This window comes from Pelorhabdus sp. sgz311001, from assembly GCF_055901755.1.
In genome coordinates, this window is sequence record NZ_JBVXUT010000003.1 from 70,050 (window position 1) to 90,731 (window position 20,682).

Consider the following 20,682-nt stretch of genomic DNA (forward strand, 5'->3'; position numbering starts at 1 on the left):
TCACTTTAGCTAGCATGACCTGCTGTCGTGCTTTGTGCCGCATCTTTGGACCGCATCAAAAAAACCAGCAGCGCTCCTGCCAAGAGACCGCCAAAACCGACTTGCCAGAGCAGATTGTAACTGCCTGTTGCATCATAAATAGCTCCGCCAGCATAAATGCCAAGGGCTGCGCCGCCTGCTCCGATCATCGCCATAGCACCGCTAACCGTGCCAAGACTTTTCCGTCCAAACGTATCTGCAGCAAAAGCGGAGAACAAACCATAGCTACCATAATGAGAGATGCCCATAATCACGACAAAAGCATAAGTCATGGTCATATCATGCGCATTTAGCAGCAGCATGGTCCCTGCCGCTTGAATGAGTAAGGATAAAATAACAGCAGTACGACGTTTAATAAAGTCAGAAATAGCTGGCCAAATCAACATAGATAATACGGCAAGGATCATATTCATGCCAAGCGCAACTGTTGCCGCGTCTTTGCTCAGACCCATTTTAATCAAATGCGGCACCTGGTGTACTTGCTGCGCCCAGCCGTTGCCGCCCATAACAAAATAAGCGAAAAACACACCAAGGGCTAATGGTGATGTAAATAGCTGCGTTAAGGTCCATTGCCGTTCGCCGCTTTGATCCGGTCCTGCTGCAGCGGCCACCATCGCTTGCGGTTTCTCCGTATCGCCATCAGGTAGCAGTCCCATTTCTTCTGGATTAGATCGCATGAAAAAATAAGCAGGCAGTATAACCAGAACAAAAGAGGCAATCCCCATAATACTTACAAGACCTTTCCAACCAATTGTCGGCAGCAAGTCTTTCGCCAAAAAAGTAAACACAGCGATACCGCCGGGAGATGCCACCAAGGCCATCGACAAAGCTCTGCCGCGTTTACGAACAAACCAACGATTGACCGCTGTCGGACCAGGAATCATGCCCATTCCCGTATTGGCAAGACCAAGTAATAAACCATAATATAAGTAAAACTGCCAAGTCTCAGTGACTGTCGTGACAAGTAAAAAAGCAATACCTGTCAAAAACCCGCCAACCATCAAAACAGTCCGTATTCCGACTTTATCCATAAATTTGCCAACAAAGGGAGCTGCCAAAGCATAAACAAGCATATTTGCCGACATAGCACCGGCAATCGAAGCTCGTGTCCAGTGAAGCTCGTCAAGCATCTGCAATTGAACGACGCCAAAAACACCTTTCGTCCCATAAGTAATCGCTACCGATAAAAAGGCAACGAAAACAATCCACCAGCCGTAAAAGAATTTCTTTTCTTGGCCCATATTATTTCCCCCCTTGCAAAAATTCGCTAAGCAGCGCATTATACTCCGTGGGATTTTCCATTTTTGTCATATGAGCTGCTTGCGAAATGACTTTTAACGTAGCATTTGGCAAAGCTTCCAACAAAAACTGGGCATAAGAAAGTGGCGTAGTTTGATCAAACTCACCAACAAGTAATAATACAGGTACTGTCATTTTATGATGTTCGTGGCGATAATCGGCCTGCAGCGTAGCGATGGTCGCCTCGCAATAAGGTTTCTTGCGGTTCTGAGCAAACATCGCTTCAATATCGGCTTTTACTGCTTCTGGTACATCAGGACGACAAGCCACAGTAGCAATTGTTGCCGCCATTTGCGCCATCGGCAAAGTGTCGATATTATGCAACCGTGTTTCTAAGCCTGTTGTTCCCATGGGCGGAGGATAAAAGCCAGCACTATCACTTAAGGTCATCGTAAGAATGCGCGAAAGATTATGTGCTGCAATCTCTTGACTAATCAGCCCGCCCATGGAGTGACCGACAAAGTGGGCTTGATCAATGTGCAAGATATCCATGAGTCCAAGTACATCCTGCGCAAAAAGTTCCATCGTAATGACTGCGTCATTGTCTTCACTTTGGCCATGCCCTCTAAGATCCATGGCAATAACACGATGCGTTTTCTGAAACGCTTCCATTTGCCGCTGCCAGGAACTACTATTCTCCCCTAGGCCATGAATAAACACAATGGCCTCACCTTCGCCTGCTGTTTCATAATAAAGCTGAATCCCATTCACCTGAGCTAACACAATATCAGCCTCCTTTAATTAGATTGCTTTTATTGTAACGAAAGGAAGTTACTAACAAGTTACGAAATAGTCACAAAAAAGGCCAAATTGCGAAAATTAGCAATTTAGCCTTTTGAAATGATACATTTTCAGTTTTCTAGGAAAATATATGATTATTCCCGATAACGCCGGAACAGTTTTACTGTTTCAGGCGAAGGCGTAACACTTAATTCCGTCTCTAGTACATCTACGCACCGCTGATACGTCCGTACTAGCATCACTTGATTTGCCTGTTTACCATATAGCTCCAACATAAATTGATAGGCTTTCTCCCAACAAATATCCTGACGCAAAATCCATTGCGACCAGCTTAGCGCCTGCTCATATTCTTGCCGCTTCATATGCAGCAAGGCTAATAGTTCAGCCCCGTTTACAGCTAAAGTTCTGAGTCGTTCTCGTTCTTTTTGCACAGCATCACTGCCACTTTCGCCAGCCAAATACTCGCCCTCATACCCTTTCAAAGCGTTTGCCAGGATCATTTGAGCCTTCTGATTCTTATCTTGATCATCATCAGTTAAACTTTCTTCGGCCAGCCTCATCCCCTTCGCTAAATCGGTCTCAAAGCAACTTACATCAATCACCATATTTTCAGAAAGCAATTGGTAGCAGCTGCCTTTCCTTATAATATAAGAACTAGGCGAACGAGGACGGCGCAACGGCTCTAATACAGCAAGTAAATCATGCAAAGCAGCTTTAAAATTCCGCAAAGCTGTTTGTTGGTTTACCTCAGGCCATAGCTCGCACATAATTCGCTCTTTACTCACTAAACAGTTTCTTTCTGTCAACAGCAGCCCCAAAAGTTGTCGTGAACTACCGCGCCGCCACTCTCTTGGCGCCACTTCATCGCCGTACCGCCACAGCTGCAAGGGGCCTAGCGTCTTGATGCGCAACTCGATATTGGTTTTATCACCGTTCCTATCGCTCTCGTCATATTCCGCCGACCATTCCGCAAAAGGCTGATAAGATAACGCGGCCACATTTCCTAGCAAAGAAGGGCCTTCCAACAAAAACTCATAACCATATTCCCCAACAAGCTGCGAAAACTGCTGATAGAATTCTTGAAATTCCGTCCGTTGTTTCAACTTTGCCGCCAAAAGGGCGAGCCACCAGAAAGAAACGGCCTGTCCAAACGAATCACCGCACGCAGAAAATAAAGCTAACCCTTTCTGCAAAAAGGTTTTGGCATCTGCCTGATTTTCTACCATGACTGCTCCCATTCCCAAGGTATGGTATAAGACAGCGGTGAACCAGCGGTCCTGTACTGTTTCAGTAATGGCAATTCCTTCTAAACCAATTTTACGAGCCTTCGTCCAGTCGCCCTTCAATGCATGAAGCAGCGATAAGCCTTGCAGCAGTTCTGTTTTACTGCGAGAAATCCCCATTCGTTCCGCAATTTCTAGGGCCTTGCCATAAAGTTCCCAGGCCTCTTTCCTTGTGGCTTCACGCAGAAGCAAAGCATGGCCCTTGCGCACATAGGCAATCGCCAAAACAAAGGGCGAGCGCATCTTCTCCGCCAAAGCAATACCAGCCTGAGCTAAGGAAATCGCCGCTTCCTGTTTGCCGCTATAGGTATAACAAAGCGATAATAATAGCGTCGTTTCACGAAACGAGCGCGGCACGTGATAGGATGCTTGTTCACGACTATAGCGTTTTTCTAGCATTTCCGTTGCTTCTTTCAATCGTCCTGTTCGCAATAAAATACGAGCTGCTAAATTATTTTTATCTTCTAACCCCAAGGGCATAATTCCAGTCATTAGGCGACGATACCGCTCGGCCCGCCGCGGATTGCCGCGGTTAATCATATTTTCAGCCATCAGTCCAAGTATCGCTGCTTTTTCTTGCGTCAGCTCTACATCTAGCGCTTTATAAGCTAATTTAAGATAATTTTGCGCATGAACTGGCTGAATAATATCAACGTAAGTTTCGCCAATGCTTCGCATGGCCTTACTCCAGCCACTAGAACACTTTGCTGCATCAAAAGCAGTCTTAGCCTGATTGTACCAGGCAATAGCCTGATCATAATGGCAGGCAAAACGGCTATCGTCGCCCAAAGCAAGATAAATCTCCGGACGCTGTCGATATTCGACAGGTAATTCCTCAATATAGTTTTTGAGCAATTTACCACGGCCGCTGCTAACCCAGTGACGGCCTTCTTCGCAAAGTAATTCACAAAGAGCTTGCCAATTTTCTGCTAACAGCAAGAACGGTAGCGCCCGTTCGATCAATTTGCGCTTTCTGTAAAAAAGGCCAATTTTATTGTAAGTTGCCGCCAAGTCGCCAATCCGAAATTTTGCTTCCCGACAAAGAAACTCACGAAATAAATTATGATAACGATACACATCAGGTCCCACTTTATAAAGAAACAAGCCCTTTTTTAAGGCTTTCTCCAATAAAGCGGCAAAAAACCGATCTCCCATAACCTCTTTGCAGTAGGCTAAGGAAAAAGAATCGGTTAAAGCGGTTTGCAATAGGAAGTTCTGCATTTCTAGCGTTTGTCTTTCTAGTACATCATAGGCTAAATATTCAAAAAGAGCCTTTAGCTTATCTGGTTCCAATTGCCAAGATTCCCCTGGAAATAGCCCCTCCTTTTGCCAATAATTCATGAACAACCGAATCGCAATAACCCAGCCCTCGGTATATTCATAAATCTGCTTGATCTGCTGCTTATGATCGAGTTTGCTATGAAATTGTTGGAGCAAGCTTTTCGTTTCGGTCAAAGAAAAAGTAAGCTCCGTTTCGGTAATATCCAAAACATCGTCGCTCGCTCGCAGTCGCTCCACTTCAGCTAAAGCCACCTGCTGCCTTGATAGCAAAATAACCTGTAACCACTCCGGTCGGCAAGCGAGAAAACGATTAAAGAAAAGGCGAATTTCGCTACTATCCTGTACATGATGCCAGTCATCAATTACCAGTATACTCGCTGGCGATTTGGAACTAAACAGCTCCATACCAGCCATTAACAGTGAAAAAGCAATTTTCCAGTCAAATTTTTCTTCTTCGCTGATTTTTTCTTCATACCATAAACGGATTCCCGGCAATAAAGCATCAAGCGCTCCGGCCAGATACAAAGAAAAAGTATATACATTATCATCTTCCGGTCCAGGATTGTACCAGCAGATTCGTTTTTTCCCCATTAAATATTGCACTAAAACGGTTGTCTTACCATAGCCAGCACCAGCAGTAAAAACAACTAAGCGCTTACGAGCAGCCTCTTGCAGCATCTGAATCAGACTCTCGCGAAGAATTACATCATTTTCTAAAGCAGGAATCGTCAGCTTACTTTGGAGTAATGTAACAGAGCGCATAAGAAATACCCCTTTGCTGCTAAAATAAACTTAAAAAAATCTAGCCTGATGTACTAAATAGCCGGCAAAGAACAGCAAAGCGCCAAACCGATGACCGGTCCGCCAAGAGCGCTTTGTTGCATAACGTCGGATCAAAAGTCCTGAGATAGCCAAACAGCCGAGGAAGGCCAACGCCAAAAAACCCGATCCTGCTCCTCGCTGCAAAGAATCCAGACCCGGATGACGCACATTCCAAATGCTCCATAATAAATAACCATGGTCAATTGCCAAGGTAATCGCCAAAACACCAAACCAAATATGCAGCCGTCTTAGAACCGTCACAGCAAACTGGAAGTTAGCCTGATACTTTGCTACCAAAGGAATTTTTTTACGGCCATAAATATAAAACTCGCGCAAGCCATAATACGCAAAAGCGCCAAAAGCAAACAGCAGCGACACTTTGCCAAGTTCTTTGCCGTCTCGCCCTAACTGACGTAAATCAATACTTGACATATCTTGATAAAACACATTGGCCCCAATCCAAAGGATCGTAGCTAAAAGAATCATAAAGCTAATCGACAAAGAGCGATCAAAAATCCACAGTGAAGCCTGATCAATCCATTTTTTCATAAGTAAATGTAGTTCCCTTCTATCGTTTCATTTAAGTAAACCGATACATCATTTCTTCAACTCTAATTCAGTCGTAAGGCGCTCCATACGGAAGAATTGTAATAGCGCTATAAATCGACGGTCTTGCACCGGATTTCCCGCAAGCTTATAGAGCTGCACGGCTTCCTCCATTTCGCGAGGCGACCACTGGATCACTTGCCGCGCCAGAGCCAACTCCTCTAAAACATTATGAAGCTGTTGGTCAAAAGCTTCTGTCGTCCGGATTGCCAAAACTTTGCAACTCGCTGATTTACTACGTAGATTTTCCGCCAAGGTAATCGGCTTCTTACGCTGCCGCATTAGTCGATTGATTGCCTGCGTCAAGTTCTCGCTTACTTTGTCCGCATAAAGATAGTATCCTGGCAACAAATCGAAGGTCTCTCCTGTTGGCGCCACTACAGCAGTTTTTGCCGTAAACTGAAACAGCGCTAAATAATACCCGCCGTCTTGCACTTCTCCCCTTAAAAAATTCCAAGGAATTGTAACTTGCTGCGGCATCACTTCATAGGCTAATTGGTCGTGCCAATTTAGCGCGAGAGGATAAAAATCCACTTGACCGCTAGCAGCGCAAAAAGTCTGGGCAAAGGCAAAATCCGTATGGTAGTCAGGCAGAAAGTAGCGTGCATAGGGCCAGTGAATTAAAATGAGAACACCACAGCCGATCTCTGCTTGGGCCAATTGCGTCAAGGTTTCTACATGACTACGTCCCCGTTCGGTAATCGCATCAGGAAACATAGCCACAGATCCCTCAAAGAGCGTACAGGATTTCACTTCCAGATAATAAGGCTTTTCATCTTTAGTCAACAAAAAATCAAAGCGATGCTGGCCAAATTTCACTTCCCGCCTCACTACCGTAGCTGTTTCTAGTCCTGGAACCTGACCTGAGCGCAAAAGCACTTCCGCTACATCATTGGCCCAGTGCGTATGCAGCATGATCCAAGTGTCTTCCCGCTTCACAGCCAAAACCGTATAAGGCAATTTTTGTTCTGGTGGATTTTTCTTTACATAGAGAGCTACACCGGCAAATAAAAGCTCCCACATTCTTCCAGGGTTCGGCATATAGGCAGTTGTTTCCTGTCCATTCACTGTACAAATCACAACAAAACGATTGGGCCGCCTAATAAAAACAGCTTCTATCACCGGAAAATCGCCCAAAGAATTTTTTCTATTCATTATGGGCCTGATATAAAAGATATAAAGCCTGAGTACCGCTATTTTCATGGCCTGCTGCCGCAAGTTGTTCATATAGCTCTTTCGCTAAAGCAAGACCTGGCAAAGCCAGCTTCATTTCCGCCGCCGCTTCCAAGGCAATCTTCATATCTTTAATAAAATGTTTCACATAAAAACCAGGCGCTTGATCCCCAGAAAGCATGCGCGGCGCTAAATTACTTAAGGAAAAACTAGCTGCCGCCCCTGTAGCAATACTTGTGAGAACCTGCTGTGGGTCAAGCCCGGCCTCTCTGGCGTAAGCCATGGCTTCACAAACCCCCATCATATTTGAAGCAATGGCAATCTGATTGCACATTTTTGTATGCTGCCCCGCACCAGGACCGCCTTGTTTCACAATATTGGTGCCAAGGCACTGAAAAATAGGCAGGGCCGTTTCGAAAACCTTGGCCTCACCGCCCACCATAATGGATAACTTGGCCTGCCGAGCCCCCACATCACCGCCGGAAACAGGCGCATCAAGCACGGCCACATCGCGTGCTTTTCCGGCTTCATAAAGTTTTTTTGCTAGAAGCGGCGAAGAAGTTGTCATATCTATAAGAATCGTTCCAGCCTTAGCCTGCGCGATCAGTCCGCTAGGAGCTAAATAGGTTTCTTCCACATCCTTCGGATAACCAACCATCGTAATAATAATATCGCAGCTTTGCGCCATCATAGCGACGGTTTCCGCCCATAAGGCGCCTTGCTCTAACAGCTTTTCCGCCTTCGCTTTCGTCCGATTATAAACCATCACGGAATAACCTGCTGTCAGTAAATGCCCAGCCATACTTTTCCCCATAACGCCTGTACCAACAAAACCAATTTTCGGCAATTTCATAATCATAGCCTCCAGAGTGTCTTTTAGAGAATTATACCACCTGGAAAATAAAAAAATCCACAAAAAAAGCACTTCTCGTGTGAGAAGTGCTTTTAGTAAGCAACGCGTTATTACAGGCGAACAACGTTAGCCGCTTGAGGTCCACGGTTTCCTTGAACGATATCAAATTCGACGTTCTGACCTTCTTCAAGGGTTTTGAAACCTTCGCCTTGAATTGCGGAGAAATGAACAAAAACGTCGTCTCCATCTTCACGAGCAATAAATCCAAAACCTTTTTCTGCATTAAACCATTTAACTTTTCCTACCATTATGAATGGCCTCCCGTAAAAGAAATCCATGAAAAAAGCGGAATACCTCAAACTGCTTTGTTCCTTCAACCTGTGACGATAAAGAGGCGCAAGATCGTCTTATGTATTACTTCACTTTTTTCCATGTCCATAATCATTATACCACAGCAAACGGATTTTGCAAATTTTTCGAGGCAATTTCTAAAAATTACTTTTCTGTAGGCAATTATTGCGAGCGATTTCTTTCCATTTCTTCGACAATTTCGCTCAAAAAAGCCCAGCGTTCCAGCAGAAAATCGAGCTTTTTTTCCATAGCCAGCTTCTCGTCATAGAGTTCTTGGAGCCGAAAAGCATCACTAGCAGCTCCCTCCATAGCCAAAGTCAAAGCCTTAATGAGCCCCTCCGTCTCTGCAACAGCCATTTCGATCCCATCATATTCTTTTTGTTCTTGAAACGTAAGCTTAACGCTTTGACGGCGCGGCGGTTGGGAGGTTTCCTTCACAACAGGCGCCACCGGTTTTTCTTTAGTTGAAAGCAGCTCTACAGATTTTTCTTTTTCCTGTCGTTTTGCTTCATAATCACTATAAGAACCGCTATATTGAACAACTTCCCCTGGGCCTTCAAAAGCAAAGATTTTATCGGCCATTTTATCTAAAAAGTAGCGATCATGGGAAACAGCGACCACGGCTCCTGCAAACTCATCGAGATACTCTTCCAAAATCGTCAAAGTTTCGATATCCAAATCATTCGTTGGCTCATCTAACAGCAAAACATTAGGCGCTCCCATTAAAATCCGCAGCAACTGCAACCGCCGCCGCTCACCGCCAGAAAGCTTGCCAAGCAGCGTCCACTGTTGACTACGAGGAAATAAAAACCGTTCTAAAAGCTGAGCGGCAGTAATTCGCGTGCCGTCTGACCGTTCTAAATAATGCGCTTCTTCTTCGATATATTCAATGACCCGCAAAGAATCGTCCATTTCCAAGGTATCCTGAGAAAAATAGCCGATCTTCACAGTCTGACCTCGCTCAATCACACCGCTGTCTGGCGTCAGCCTACCATCAATAAGATTTAAGAGCGTTGATTTACCACGACCATTGCTGCCCACAATTCCGACGCGATCATTTTTCAAGACAATATAACTAAAATCCTGTAAAATGACCTGTCCGTCAAAGGACAGCGTAACTTCCTTTAATTCCAATACTTGCTTACCTAAGCGGCTTGACAAGCTTTCCATCTGAAGCGATTCGCGATTTACACGCCGCGGCTGTTCCTTCAGCTCTTCAAAACGCTCAATCCTCGCCTTCTGTTTCGTCGAACGAGCTTGCGCCCCGCGCCGAATCCAGGCAAGCTCTCGGCGATACAGATTCTCGCGCTTTTCGGCCATTGCTTCTTCCCGTTCCAGCCGTTCCGCCTTCAACGTGAGAAAATCACTGTAGTTGCCTTTATACGTATAAAGGCGACCGCCATCAAGTTCAATCATGCGATTGGCGACACGATCCAGAAAATAACGATCATGGGTAACCATCAGCAAGGCGCCCTTGCGTTTATTAAGGAACTCTTCGAGCCATTCGACGGCCTCAGCATCTACATGGTTTGTTGGTTCATCAAGAATCAAGAGATCGGAAGGATAAACCAAGGCCCCCGCAAGAGCCACTCGCTTTCTTTGACCACCTGATAGTTGTTGCATCGGCGCCAAAAAATCAGTAATGCCAAGAGCTGTTAAAGCAGCTTTCGCTTCTGTTTCGAGCTGCCAGCCTTCTAACTCATCCATTTTAGCCGTTAAGTTCAGCAAGTGCTGTTGGGCCGCTTGGCTACCAGGATCTTGCTCTAAGGCCTGCAGCGCGGCCTCATACTGGCGCAGACAGACCATCACTGGTAAATCGCCGCTAAATACCTCTTCCAGTACAGTTGCTTCCGGCACAAAATCCGTCTGTTGCGGCAAATAGCGCACCGTAGCTGGGCTATTCACCCAAAGCTTACCAGCATCAGGCGAAAGCTGTCCGGCAATCAATTTTAGCAGCGTTGATTTTCCCGTACCATTTACACCAATCAAACCAATTTTATCGCCAGAATCGATATGCAGTGTAATATGGTCAAATAAAGTTTTATCAGAAAAGCCTTTGCAAAGCTCTTCACAAGCTAGAATATTCATCACTTCGTATCTCCCTAAACATAACGACAAGGCGCTCTTTTTGCGCCCTGTCAAGTTTCTTTATCGCTGCTTCCCGTTTTTGCGCCTCACTGCGGTCAGAGCAGGCCTCCCAATAAATCAGGGAAACGGGACGGCGCGCCCTTGTATAACGCGCCCCTTTGCCAGCATTATGCCGCTGAAGCCGCTGCTCCAGATTGACCGTCCAGCCTGTATAAAAAGTCCCATCAACACATTTTACCATATATACATAAGCCATAATTTTCTATTCAATCGTAATCTTATTGACGATAACGGGTTTCACGGGCTTGTCACGGCCATCCGTCGAAACTTTACTAATATTAAGAACAACAGCAAAACCATTAACCACCTTGCCGAAAATGGCATGATGGCGGTCTAGCCATGGCGTTTCTTTCACCGTAATAAAAAACTGTGAACCACCGGTATTCGGTCCAGCATTGGCCATTGCCAAAATACCAGGAGAGTTAAACTTTAAATCAGGATGGAACTCGTCAGGAATCGTATAGCCAGGCCCCCCAGTGCCATTGCCATTGGGATCGCCGCCTTGAATCATAAAATTGTCAATGACCCGATGAAAGGTTAACCCATTATAAAACCCTTTATTCACTAAATCAATAAAATTCTTAGTAGTTTTCGGCGCCTTGTCTTCAAAAAGCTCAACCTTGAAAGTTCCCATGGACGTATCGAAAACAGCAACATGGTTTTGTGCCTTCTCGGCTTGGTTTGCCGCCTGCGGCTCAGACTGCTTTGCTTGCTTTTCCGTTTCAGTGGGCGTACTGCTAAAACAGCCGCTTACAAAAAACATATTCACAAGAAAAATCGTTGTAATCATCAAAAAAGTCTTTCTCATCTTATTCCTCCTAATAATCTGCTTCTTAGTTTATATTCTGTATAAAAGCCTTGGTTCCTACTAGAGTTTCCGCGAAAAGAGGAAGTCCTTAGCTTGTTTCGTCCCAAAAGACACCTTTCATAAAATAATAAACTTTTTTCCATTGTGCATTGACACAATTCGGTGAAAATTCTATAATGATCTATGTAGGCGTACAAACACCCTTTTGAAAAAGACATTAAGGGAAGTTTTTATGACATTCTAATGAGATGGGGAGAAAAGAGATGTTAAAAACGAAAAAATTTCGTCTGACAAGCCTCTTGCTGTCAGGCCTGCTTGCTGCGTCTTTATTGAGCGGCTGCGGCGGTAGCCAACAAGCCGCAAATGAAATTAAGTTAGGCGCTAACCTAGAAATGACAGGAACGAATGCTACATTCGGCCAATCTGCTGCTAACGGAGCAAAGCTAGCCATTAAAGAAGTCAACGCCCAAGGCGGCGTACTTGGCAAACAGCTTTCCCTTGTCGTTGCTGATAATAAGAGCGAAGCAGCCGAAGCAGCCAATGCTATGCAAAAATTAATTACACAAGATAAAGTTGCTGCTGTAATTGCTCCAATTGCCTCCTCCAGTGTTATTGCTGGTGCACAGGTCAATCAGGACAATAAAGTATTAGCAATCAGTCCAACAGCATCCAACCCGAAAGTTACCGTTGACCCTGGTACGAATAAAGTTCGTGATTTCATGTTCCGAGCTGCGTTCATTGATCCTTTCCAAGGTTCTGTTATGGCTAACTTTGCCACGAAATCCCTCAAAGGAAAAACAGCGGCCTTATACCTCGATAATTCCAGCGATTATGCCAAAGGCCTTGGCCAATTCTTTAAAGAAACATTTATTAAAAATGGCGGAACTATTGTTTCAGAAGAAGCCTATCTAGCCAAAGATACTGATTTTAAAGCAACCTTGACCAAAATTAAAGCAACGAATCCTGATGTTGTCTTTGTGCCTGGCTACTATCAAGAAGTCGGCATGATTATTAAGCAGAGCCGCGAATTAGGCTTAAATGTTCCCTTCCTGGGCGGCGATGGTTGGGATTCAGCAAAACTGCCGGAAATTGCCGGTAAAGCTGCTTTAAATAACACTTTCTTTAGCAATCATTACTCACCTGATGACAACAGCCCGGCTGTAAAGACCTTTGTCGAAAGCTATAAGAAAGAATATGGCCAAACACCAGACGCTTTTGCCGCTTTATCGTATGACGCAACGAAAATGATCATTGAAGCTATGAAACGGGCCAATAGCGCCGAACCAGTAAAAATCAAAGATGAGCTGGCAAAAACCAAAGATTATCAAGCGGTTTCCGGTCTCATTACGTTCAATGAATTCCATGATCCCGTTAAGAGTGCTGTAATCATTGAAATGAAGGACGGTTTACAAACTTTCCGGGAAAAAGTAAATCCTTAAACGGTAGAGTTTTAAAAAATGCTTCGCCAAAATCATGGCTTACAAAAAAGCTGCCACCAACCATCGCCTGATACAGGCCTTGGTTGGGGCAGCTTTTCTCATAAAAAACAATATAATTTTAGAAATCAATCGCGAGGCGGAATAACTTCCAACCAGTAGCCATCAGGATCACTAATAAAATAGATTCCCATAGCGGCATTTTCATAGCAGATGCAGCCCATTTTTTGATGGAGCTCGTGAGCAGCAGCAAAATCCGGCGCCGCAAAGGCAAGATGAATTTCATTGTCGCCGAGATTATAAGGTTCTTTGCGATCTCTGAGCCAAGTCAATTCAAGCTGATGACTTGTTTGTCCATCGCCGAGAAAAACAAGAATAAAGCTGCCGTCAGCCGCTTCCTTCCGCCGCACCTCTTTAAGGCCCAGAGCCTCTTGATAGAAGGCTAAACTCTTATCAAGATCGAATACATTTAGGTTATTGTGTAAAAAACGAAAATTCATGTCTTATCCACTCCCTCCAATTTTCCTAAACAAATTTCCTTATTAAGGATTCGCCTTACAGCGATTCTTTCCTGCTCCAACAGTAAAATCGGGGTTCTTTCCTGACTACCAAAGGATTTTTACTCTTTTTAGAGAAATACTACAGGTAAATGTAAACCTGATTTACCACCAAAAGGAGTTGATTCACTTGGCACGCAACCTGCAACTTGACCCAACCGTCATTATCGTTTTCGGCGCTTCCGGCGATCTGGCTCAGCGCAAAGTATTTCCTGCCCTATATAATTTATACCTTGACGGTTATTTGCCGAGTCCTATCAAGATCATCGGACTAGCTAGAAGCAGCTTTACTGTAGAAACATTTCGCGATCGGTTGCGCCAGGGAATTGATAAATTTTCCCGCCGCGGTCCTTCACAGGATGCCGACTGGGAAGACTTTGCCGCTTGTCTGGAATACCTGCAGGCAGATTATAGTGATCCCGCCACTTACGAATACCTCTTATCCACAGCAGGCCGCGACTGGCCAACGCCGCCTAATCTCTTGTTTTATTTGGCCACACCGCCACTGCTCTTTTCGCCGATTGTCCAACATTTGGGCGAAAGCGCTCCGCTACGCGGCGACCGTCGGTATCGCTTAGTCATTGAAAAGCCCTTCGGCAATGATCTTTTATCAGCTCGACGACTCAACAGCGAACTGCTCAAATATTTTGCGGAAGAACAAATTTACCGCATTGATCACTATCTTGGTAAAGAAACAGTGCAAAATATCCTAGCCTTCCGATTTGCCAACGCAGTCTGGGAGCCTGTATGGAACCGCAATTTCATTGATCATATTCAAATTACTGTAGCCGAGCAGCTCGGCGTAGGCGAACGCGGCGGCTACTACGAAACGGCCGGAGCCCTTCGCGATATGATGCAAAATCATCTGATGCAGCTACTTTGTTTCATGGCTATGGAACCGCCTACGTCATTCCAAGCCGACGAAATTCATAATAAAAAAATTGATGTTATGCATGCCATCCATCCCATCTTGGAAGATGACGTCCCCTTCTACGCCGTACGCGGCCAATACGGCCGAGGCTGGATTAACGGCAAAGAAGTTCCTGGTTATCGCGAGGAACATGCCGTCGCCCCCGACTCAAATGTTGAAACCTTTGCTGCCGTAAAGTTATTTATCGACAACTGGCGCTGGCAGGGAGTCCCTTTCTATCTCCGTACAGGAAAACGCATGCCAGCTAGGGTTTCCGAAATCTCTCTGCAGTTTCGTCCTGTGCCCCATCACCCGTTTTCCCATCTAAACACCCAATTGATCCAATCGAACCGACTCGTTATTAAAATTGAGCCAAACCAAGGCATTTTGCTGCGAACTCAAGCGAAAGAGCCGGGTCTCGGCATGAAATTAAAACCGGTCGACATGTATTATTCCTATCGCGAAGCCTTTTCCTCCGTGTCACCTGACGCCTATGAAACATTGCTCGTCGACGTAATGCGCGGAGATCCGGCTCTCTTTATGCGGGCCGATCAAGTGGAAGCCGCTTGGTCCGTTATGCGTCCCCTTTTGGAAGTTTGGCAAAATGCACCGGAACTTAACTTTCCGAATTACCAGGCTGGTCAATGGGGGCCGCCTGATGCCGAAGCGTTGATTGCCCGGGACCGTCGTTCCTGGCTGTTACCAGCCTGTATGGAACCGAAAAAAGGAGGCTCCTCATGCTAAAAATTTATGAAACGGAAGCAGCTGCCGCGAAGGCAGCTGCCGATCTTTTTTGCCAGACTGCTTTACAAGCCATAGAGAAACAGGGCTGTTTCTATGTAGCCCTAGCAGGCGGTACAACACCGCAAAAAGTCTATGAACTCCTAAAAGAACCGCCCTACCTCACAACAATCCCCTGGAAAAAAGTCCATATTTTCTGGGGTGATGAGCGCTGTGTCCCCGCTAACTCGGCGCGCAGTAATCAGAAAATGACCTATGACGCTTGGCTAAGTCATGTCCCGCTGCCGCCGGAAAACATTCACACCATAAATACGAAAGAAGCGCCAGAGGAAGCAGCGCTTCGCTATGAGACAGATTTAAAAAACACCTTTGCTTCCGCTCCCCCTCGCTTTGACCTCATTTTTCTCGGACTTGGCGCCGACGGCCATACCGCATCACTCTTTCCCGGGTGCCCCGCCCTAAAAGAAAAACAGGCTCTCGTGAGAGCTGTATTTCCGCAAACACAGCCAGAGGCCCGTATCACCTTTACCTATCCACTTTTAAACCAAGCAAAAAAAATTGTTTTTTTAGCAACAGGAACAGCAAAAGCGGCTATTTTGGCAGAAATTCTAAACACTCCGCCACATGAACCGCCCTATCCTGCCCAGCTTGTTCAACCAACCCAAGGAGAAATCCTGTGGCTTCTTGACCAGCCAGCTGCCAAAGAACTATCGACAAGCACCTTAGAAAATTAAAGTTTCGCCAAAGCTTTGACTAATGTTGCTTCTTCAAAAGGCTTGACTACAAAGCCTTTCGCACCAGCCATAATGGCTTCACGAACACTATTCTCATGTCCCAGCGCAGTAATCATTAAGACTGTGGCGTTTTGATCAATCGCTTTAATTTGCTTTAACGCTGTTACCCCATCAGAATTTGGCATTGTAATATCCATAGTCACAATATCAGGCTGTAACGTTTGAAACTGCGTTACAGCCTGATTGCCGTCTGCAGCTTCCCCCACAACTTCATAGCCATTTTTCTGCAACATTGTCTTAATACTAAGGCGCATAAACATTGCATCATCCACAATAAGTACCCGCTTCATCAAACTCTCACCAGCCCTTACGAATAGAAATAAAAGATCAATACGATCACCGTAACATTACATTTTTCTACAAATAAATCGTTTATAAATTTATTGTATACAAGGCAACGCTTTTTGTCTATCCTTTATTTCCCGATTAAATAGCAAGAACTGGATCAGGTTACTATATTGTAATCACTATAGTAACGAATTGCTTAGCGACTAAGCCGCTTCATCTGCCAAAGTCCTGTCCCAATAAGAATGATCACATAGCATGCTAATACGCCAGCAGAAAACAGCGGCAGCGGCGCCCCACTGCCAACAAGACGTAATCCTTGACTAGCATGAGTTAACGGAAGCAACTGCACAACCCCCTGCAAAACAACGGGAAGTCTGTCGCTAGAAAAAAAGGTAGCGCAGAGAAACGACATAGGGGTCAATACATACGTGTTGAAATTTGCCATTTCCTCATGAGAATTCATTAACATCGCCGCAACAAAGCCAAGTGACGCAAACAGAGCGCAGTTTAATAGTAGCAGTAACCAAAAGCCCATAGAAAGCGATAATTTAGCGCCAAATACAAACGCTAAAATCAAAATAACCAGGGAAGAAATGACGCCGCGCAGCATCCCGGAAAGGACTTTTCCCAACACAAAAGCAGCAGGCTCAATCGGCGCAATCTGATATTCTTCTAGTGTTTTATGGTACAGTCTCGCCATATTTACGGGCGTCCCTACGGCGTTAAAGCTAATAATCATCGAGTTCAGCGCCACAATGCCTGGTACAATATAATCAAGATAGCTTCCCTGCTGTACCTGGATTTGACTGCCAAGGCCCCAGCCAAAGGCAACAAGATAGAGAATTGGCGATACCATACGCGATAAAATAAATCGCCCTAGGCGTCGGTTCAAAACTAGCCAGTCCCGCCAAAAAACTGTAAAAATATCAGATAGCATTATTCTGAAACCTTCCTTCCCGTAAGTTCCACAAACACATCTTCCAAATTCGTCTTTCGTAAGGCCGCCGTACCGCTTAACTGCCCCATCGCCGCCACAGCAGTTTCGCGCTCCTCAAAAAACCGTGCCTGCAAAACGCCCTCTTCCATCCATTCCAAAGCAAACTGCCCAACACGCCGACAGAGCTCTGTCGGCGTGTCCGTTACTAAGAGTCGTCCCTTTTCGAGAATAGCCACACGATCACAAAGCGCTTCTGCTTCCTCAATATAATGTGTTGTAAGAAGTACAGTCAAACCAGACTGATTGAGACTGCGAATCAGGTCCCAAAGTTTACGTCGTACCTGCGGATCAAGGCCCACTGTCGGTTCATCTAAAAAGAGAATTTTGGGTTCGTGCAGCAAAGCTCTGGCAATCATCAGCCGCCGTTTCATGCCGCCAGAAAAGGTTTGAACCATATCGTCAGACCGAGTATCTAATTCGACAAAAGCAAGCAACTCATCAATTTTCTTATGGCGAACCTCTTTAGGAATATGATGCAAACGCCCATGAAGCTCTAGGTTTTCCCACGCCGTAAGGTCCGAATCGAGATTAAAATGCTGCGGTACAACACCAATCAAAGCCTTTATGGCAATGGAGTCTGTCGCAATAGGTTCTTTTTGAATCAAAACAGAACCTTCTTGATAGGATGTCAGCATTGTTAGAATCCGGATCAAAGTGGTCTTGCCAGCGCCATTGGGGCCTAGCAAACCGAAAATTTCACCATCGCCAATGGAAAGATTCAAATGGTCAATGGCTCGCCTTTGCCCATACTGTTTTACAAGTTCGCAAATTTCAATCATAGTGTCTCCTCATTTCCTTTCGCCAGCGAACGGGCCAGTGATAAGGGCCTACCTGTTTCATCAAGCCAGATATCGGCCTCAATCCGAAACACTTCCCGCAACATCTGCTTGGTAATTACATCGGCAGGCGAACCAGCGCTATATAAAGCGCCGCTACTCAGCACAGCAATCTGATCAGAATATCGTGCTGCATGATTCATATCATGAAGTACCATGATAACAGTAATTTTTTCTTCCCGATTGAGTCTGGCAATGAGTTCGAGAATTTCTAACTGATGAGAAATATCAAGATACGTTGTCGGTTCATCAAGCAGCAAGAGACGTGGTTTTTGGGCTAAAGCCATCGCCAACCAAACTCTCTGACGTTCACCGCCCGAAAGAGTTGCCACAATCCGGTCAGCTAACTTTGTCAGCTGCGTTGTTTCGATCGCCCATTCAATAAAAGATGCATCTTCTTTTTGCGTATTTTTCCACCAACGTTGATGAGGAAAGCGACCATAACTAATTAAATCACGCACTGTCAAATCACTGGGAGCACTCGGCGTCTGCGGCAATACAGCCATAATTCGGGCCAACTCTGCTGCCGAAACAGCATAAAGCTCCTTGCCATCAAGCAGAATTTTTCCCTGCTGCGGTTTTAAAGCACGCGATAAGGTTTTTAAAAAGGTACTCTTGCCAGACCCATTTGGCCCAATAATCGAAACGATCGTACCTTCTTGAATCCTCAAAGATAAATCCTGGAACAAAAGTTTCGCGCCAAACTGAACGGTTACATTCTGCGCTATAAGCATTACGGTTCCCTCCTTAATAGATAGAGGAAAAAGGGAGCGCCAGCAAAAGCCATAATAATGCCCACAGGCAGTTCCACTGGCGCAAAAACCGTTCGGGCCATTGTATCGCTAAAAGTCACAACCGCCGCACCTAGTAACGCGGAAGCAGGCAGCACATAACGATAATCAGAACCAATAAGCAGTCTTGCTGCGTGCGGCACTACCAGGCCCACAAAGCCAAGCAACCCAGCTACACTGACAGCGCTAGCCGCTAGCAGCGCGGCCACAGCAGTGAGTAAGAGACGCGTTCTCTCGACAGCAAGTCCCAAACCAGCAGCCACTTCATCGCCAAGTTCTAATACATTTAAGCTACGTGTACTGAAAAAAGCCACGAGAGAGCCAAGTACCGTGTAAGGCAGCATGGCATAAAAATGGGGCCAGCTTCTTGCCGATAGCCCGCCAACCATCCACATGAGAGCGCCATGAACCCGATCACTAAAGAAGACTAATAAACCAGCAATGCCTGCTCCCAGAAAAGCCGAAACAGCTACACCCGCTAAAATAATCCGTACCGGACGAATGCCGCCTTTCCAGGCCAAAATATAAATTGCCATCGTCGCCGCCATAGCACCGCAAAAAGCTACTGGCGTGAGTAAATACTCCCAGTGAGGAAATAAAATCAAAATTAAAATACCAGCAAGGCCAGCCCCAGAGGAAACGCCAATAATGTGGGGATCTGCCAAAGGACTTTTCATGATCGACTGCAAAATAGCCCCAGATAAGGCTAGATTCAGTCCCACTAAAGCTCCTACAAGTGTGCGCGGCAATCGAATATTAAAAATAATCGGATTTCCCGCCCCTTGCGAAAAAAGCGTTGTAACAATTTCCTGCCAGGAAATTGTTACAGCGCCTGTAGCTAAACTATAGACAAAGGAAGCGGCAAAAGCCAAAACAAGCAAAGCTAAAACAAGTACGCGACGCCCAAGTCGACCATCGCCAGCAGAAAAGTTTTGTTTATTGAACACGGCCATACACCTCAGGATAGACGATTTTAGCCATATATTCTACAGCATCAGGAATCTTTAGACCAGGATTGAGCAAAAACAAATCAGACGGCAAAAAGTAAACCTTCTGGTTTTTCACAGCAGAGAGAGTACTCCAAGCTGGATTACTTTCTACATCGCTTTTCATCCTTGCGCCAATTTCCGCGGCATTGCCCATGGTGACCACAAAAACCATATCAGGATTGGAATCCACCAGTTTTTCTAAACTATAAGGCACATTATCACTGTCTTTATCAGGCGCCGTCGTTCCTGAAGCAACATTGACAAGGCCCAGACGTTTCGCTATACTGCCAGCAATCGTATTATCAAGCTCGACTGTTACACTTTTCGACGTAGCATGCAAAATCGCCACCTTCAACGGCGGTCCCTGCGGCACTTTTGCTTTTATGGCGCTGATTTTGTCTTGAATGGATTGCACTAATTGAGAAGCTTTGCTCTCCGTCCCGACAATCTTACCAAGTAAAGTAATCGTTGTCAGCGTATCTTCTAACGTCTTATATTTCAAAAGCAAAACCGGAATGTGATTACTTTCTAGCGTTGGCAAAAGCTTTTCATGCATTCCCTGCACGGCAATAACTAGATCCGGTTGCAACGCCATTACTTTTTCTAAATTCACATTATAGACAAAGCCGACTTCCGGCACAGAAGCAGCAGCCTCTGGCACCGATTCCGTTTTAGAACTAGGCCTGCCTGCGGCTTTCCCATCGACAGAATACAATAGATCTAAAAAAGAGGTAGAAAGCACTACGACTTTTTCCGGTTTTTTCGTTAAAGTAACTGTGCGTCCAGCATTGTCTTGTATGGTTAAATAATTCCCATCTTTCCCTTGATCGGCAGATTTTTGCGCACCACAGCCGGCAAAGAAAAGTGCTGCCACGCCACAAAGGAGTGCCAGCAAAAACATATACTTTTTCATTGCAGTCTCTTCCTTTCGCTGCTCCG

20 protein-coding genes are annotated in these 20,682 nt (G+C 45.4%); 3 read left to right on the forward strand and 17 right to left on the reverse strand.

Going from position 1 to position 20,682, the window contains the following annotated elements; all coding sequences use genetic code 11:
• Positions 1 to 5 precede the first annotated feature (5 nt).
• From AC0MXB_RS09185 to AC0MXB_RS09230, 10 genes are all read right to left on the reverse strand, one after another.
• The gene (locus AC0MXB_RS09185; protein ID WP_474039370.1) at positions 6 to 1,280 is read right to left on the reverse strand and encodes an MFS transporter; all 1,275 of its coding nucleotides are present in this window, start codon (positions 1,278 to 1,280) and stop codon (positions 6 to 8) included.
• Position 1,281: 1 nt separating this feature from the next.
• A complete protein-coding gene (locus AC0MXB_RS09190) occupies positions 1,282 to 2,061 on the reverse strand; it encodes an alpha/beta fold hydrolase (protein WP_474039371.1) in 780 nt (259 codons plus the stop codon).
• A 152-nt stretch (positions 2,062 to 2,213) separates the two neighbouring features.
• Positions 2,214 to 5,405: a winged helix-turn-helix domain-containing protein gene (locus tag AC0MXB_RS09195; RefSeq protein ID WP_474039372.1), complete on the reverse strand. Its 3,192-nt coding sequence runs from the start codon at positions 5,403 to 5,405 to the stop codon at positions 2,214 to 2,216.
• 30 nt (positions 5,406 to 5,435) lie between these two features.
• Positions 5,436 to 6,014 (reverse strand): hypothetical protein, encoded by a 579-nt coding sequence (locus AC0MXB_RS09200; protein ID WP_474039373.1) that lies wholly within the window; start codon positions 6,012 to 6,014, stop codon positions 5,436 to 5,438.
• 48 nt (positions 6,015 to 6,062) lie between these two features.
• The gene (sfsA, locus tag AC0MXB_RS09205) at positions 6,063 to 7,226 is read right to left on the reverse strand and encodes a DNA/RNA nuclease SfsA (protein WP_474039374.1); all 1,164 of its coding nucleotides are present in this window, start codon (positions 7,224 to 7,226) and stop codon (positions 6,063 to 6,065) included.
• On the reverse strand, positions 7,219 to 8,097 hold the full coding sequence (locus tag AC0MXB_RS09210) for an NAD(P)-dependent oxidoreductase (RefSeq protein ID WP_474039375.1): 879 nt from the start codon (positions 8,095 to 8,097) through the stop codon (positions 7,219 to 7,221). Before AC0MXB_RS09210 ends, sfsA begins: the two co-directional genes overlap by 8 nt.
• A gap of 110 nt (positions 8,098 to 8,207) precedes the next feature.
• Positions 8,208 to 8,408 (reverse strand): cold shock domain-containing protein, encoded by a 201-nt coding sequence (locus tag AC0MXB_RS09215; RefSeq protein WP_474039734.1) that lies wholly within the window; start codon positions 8,406 to 8,408, stop codon positions 8,208 to 8,210.
• A 202-nt stretch (positions 8,409 to 8,610) separates the two neighbouring features.
• A complete protein-coding gene (locus AC0MXB_RS09220; protein ID WP_474039735.1) occupies positions 8,611 to 10,536 on the reverse strand; it encodes an ABC-F family ATP-binding cassette domain-containing protein in 1,926 nt (641 codons plus the stop codon).
• Positions 10,517 to 10,792, reverse strand: a complete 276-nt coding sequence (locus AC0MXB_RS09225) for a GIY-YIG nuclease family protein (RefSeq protein ID WP_474039376.1) — start codon at positions 10,790 to 10,792, stop codon at positions 10,517 to 10,519. Before AC0MXB_RS09225 ends, AC0MXB_RS09220 begins: the two co-directional genes overlap by 20 nt.
• Positions 10,793 to 10,798: 6 nt before the next feature.
• Positions 10,799 to 11,404, reverse strand: a complete 606-nt coding sequence (locus tag AC0MXB_RS09230) for a peptidylprolyl isomerase (protein WP_474039377.1) — start codon at positions 11,402 to 11,404, stop codon at positions 10,799 to 10,801.
• A 263-nt stretch (positions 11,405 to 11,667) separates the two neighbouring features.
• Here AC0MXB_RS09230 and AC0MXB_RS09235 point away from each other — a divergent pair, with 263 nt between their 5' ends.
• Positions 11,668 to 12,843, forward strand: a complete 1,176-nt coding sequence (locus tag AC0MXB_RS09235) for an ABC transporter substrate-binding protein (protein WP_474039378.1) — start codon at positions 11,668 to 11,670, stop codon at positions 12,841 to 12,843.
• Positions 12,844 to 12,968: 125 nt separating this feature from the next.
• Here the strand turns inward: AC0MXB_RS09235 and AC0MXB_RS09240 are convergent, their stop codons facing one another.
• Positions 12,969 to 13,340: a VOC family protein gene (locus AC0MXB_RS09240; protein ID WP_474039379.1), complete on the reverse strand. Its 372-nt coding sequence runs from the start codon at positions 13,338 to 13,340 to the stop codon at positions 12,969 to 12,971.
• A gap of 187 nt (positions 13,341 to 13,527) precedes the next feature.
• Here AC0MXB_RS09240 and zwf point away from each other — a divergent pair, with 187 nt between their 5' ends.
• Together zwf and pgl are read left to right on the forward strand one after the other, a co-directional pair.
• Positions 13,528 to 15,051, forward strand: a complete 1,524-nt coding sequence (gene zwf / locus AC0MXB_RS09245; protein WP_474039380.1) for a glucose-6-phosphate dehydrogenase — start codon at positions 13,528 to 13,530, stop codon at positions 15,049 to 15,051.
• Positions 15,045 to 15,782 (forward strand): 6-phosphogluconolactonase, encoded by a 738-nt coding sequence (gene pgl, locus AC0MXB_RS09250; protein WP_474039381.1) that lies wholly within the window; start codon positions 15,045 to 15,047, stop codon positions 15,780 to 15,782. Before zwf ends, pgl begins: the two co-directional genes overlap by 7 nt.
• Here the strand turns inward: pgl and AC0MXB_RS09255 are convergent.
• From AC0MXB_RS09255 to AC0MXB_RS09280, 6 genes are all read right to left on the reverse strand, one after another.
• Positions 15,779 to 16,132: a response regulator gene (locus AC0MXB_RS09255; RefSeq protein WP_474039382.1), complete on the reverse strand. Its 354-nt coding sequence runs from the start codon at positions 16,130 to 16,132 to the stop codon at positions 15,779 to 15,781. The two genes, pgl and AC0MXB_RS09255, sit on opposite strands and share 4 nt — an antisense overlap.
• Positions 16,133 to 16,326: 194 nt before the next feature.
• Positions 16,327 to 17,067 (reverse strand): ABC transporter permease, encoded by a 741-nt coding sequence (locus tag AC0MXB_RS09260; RefSeq protein WP_474039383.1) that lies wholly within the window; start codon positions 17,065 to 17,067, stop codon positions 16,327 to 16,329.
• Entirely contained in the window at positions 17,067 to 17,906 is an 840-nt protein-coding gene (locus AC0MXB_RS09265) for an ABC transporter ATP-binding protein (RefSeq protein WP_474039384.1), read from the reverse strand. The genes AC0MXB_RS09260 and AC0MXB_RS09265 overlap by 1 nt, the downstream gene beginning before the upstream one ends.
• Positions 17,903 to 18,697 carry an ABC transporter ATP-binding protein gene (locus tag AC0MXB_RS09270; RefSeq protein ID WP_474039385.1) on the reverse strand — a complete coding sequence of 265 codons (795 nt, stop codon included), beginning with the start codon at positions 18,695 to 18,697 and terminating at the stop codon, positions 17,903 to 17,905. The genes AC0MXB_RS09265 and AC0MXB_RS09270 overlap by 4 nt, the downstream gene beginning before the upstream one ends.
• Positions 18,697 to 19,707, reverse strand: coding sequence for a FecCD family ABC transporter permease (locus AC0MXB_RS09275; protein WP_474039386.1), 1,011 nt, complete (start codon positions 19,705 to 19,707; stop codon positions 18,697 to 18,699). Before AC0MXB_RS09275 ends, AC0MXB_RS09270 begins: the two co-directional genes overlap by 1 nt.
• Positions 19,691 to 20,656 carry an ABC transporter substrate-binding protein gene (locus AC0MXB_RS09280; protein ID WP_474039387.1) on the reverse strand — a complete coding sequence of 322 codons (966 nt, stop codon included), beginning with the start codon at positions 20,654 to 20,656 and terminating at the stop codon, positions 19,691 to 19,693. The genes AC0MXB_RS09275 and AC0MXB_RS09280 overlap by 17 nt, the downstream gene beginning before the upstream one ends.
• Positions 20,657 to 20,682 lie beyond the last annotated feature (26 nt).

Excerpts from the sequence above, each read along its gene's own strand:
- AC0MXB_RS09185 (WP_474039370.1), bottom strand. The coding sequence starts at position 1,280 with ATGGGCCAAGAAAAGAAATTCTTTTACGGCTGGTGGATTGTTTTCGTT.
- AC0MXB_RS09195 (WP_474039372.1), bottom strand. The coding sequence starts at position 5,405 with ATGCGCTCTGTTACATTACTCCAAAGTAAGCTGACGATTCCTGCTTTA.
- AC0MXB_RS09200 (WP_474039373.1), bottom strand. The coding sequence starts at position 6,014 with ATGAAAAAATGGATTGATCAGGCTTCACTGTGGATTTTTGATCGCTCT.
- sfsA (WP_474039374.1), bottom strand. The coding sequence starts at position 7,226 with ATGAATAGAAAAAATTCTTTGGGCGATTTTCCGGTGATAGAAGCTGTT.
- AC0MXB_RS09210 (WP_474039375.1), bottom strand. The coding sequence starts at position 8,097 with ATGAAATTGCCGAAAATTGGTTTTGTTGGTACAGGCGTTATGGGGAAA.
- AC0MXB_RS09220 (WP_474039735.1), bottom strand. The coding sequence starts at position 10,536 with ATGAATATTCTAGCTTGTGAAGAGCTTTGCAAAGGCTTTTCTGATAAA.
- AC0MXB_RS09225 (WP_474039376.1), bottom strand. The coding sequence starts at position 10,792 with ATGGCTTATGTATATATGGTAAAATGTGTTGATGGGACTTTTTATACA.
- AC0MXB_RS09230 (WP_474039377.1), bottom strand. The coding sequence starts at position 11,404 with ATGAGAAAGACTTTTTTGATGATTACAACGATTTTTCTTGTGAATATG.
- AC0MXB_RS09235 (WP_474039378.1), top strand. The coding sequence starts at position 11,668 with ATGTTAAAAACGAAAAAATTTCGTCTGACAAGCCTCTTGCTGTCAGGC.
- AC0MXB_RS09240 (WP_474039379.1), bottom strand. The coding sequence starts at position 13,340 with ATGAATTTTCGTTTTTTACACAATAACCTAAATGTATTCGATCTTGAT.
- pgl (WP_474039381.1), top strand. The coding sequence starts at position 15,045 with ATGCTAAAAATTTATGAAACGGAAGCAGCTGCCGCGAAGGCAGCTGCC.
- AC0MXB_RS09255 (WP_474039382.1), bottom strand. The coding sequence starts at position 16,132 with ATGAAGCGGGTACTTATTGTGGATGATGCAATGTTTATGCGCCTTAGT.
- AC0MXB_RS09260 (WP_474039383.1), bottom strand. The coding sequence starts at position 17,067 with ATGCTATCTGATATTTTTACAGTTTTTTGGCGGGACTGGCTAGTTTTG.
- AC0MXB_RS09265 (WP_474039384.1), bottom strand. The coding sequence starts at position 17,906 with ATGATTGAAATTTGCGAACTTGTAAAACAGTATGGGCAAAGGCGAGCC.
- AC0MXB_RS09270 (WP_474039385.1), bottom strand. The coding sequence starts at position 18,697 with ATGCTTATAGCGCAGAATGTAACCGTTCAGTTTGGCGCGAAACTTTTG.
- AC0MXB_RS09275 (WP_474039386.1), bottom strand. The coding sequence starts at position 19,707 with ATGGCCGTGTTCAATAAACAAAACTTTTCTGCTGGCGATGGTCGACTT.
- AC0MXB_RS09280 (WP_474039387.1), bottom strand. The coding sequence starts at position 20,656 with ATGAAAAAGTATATGTTTTTGCTGGCACTCCTTTGTGGCGTGGCAGCA.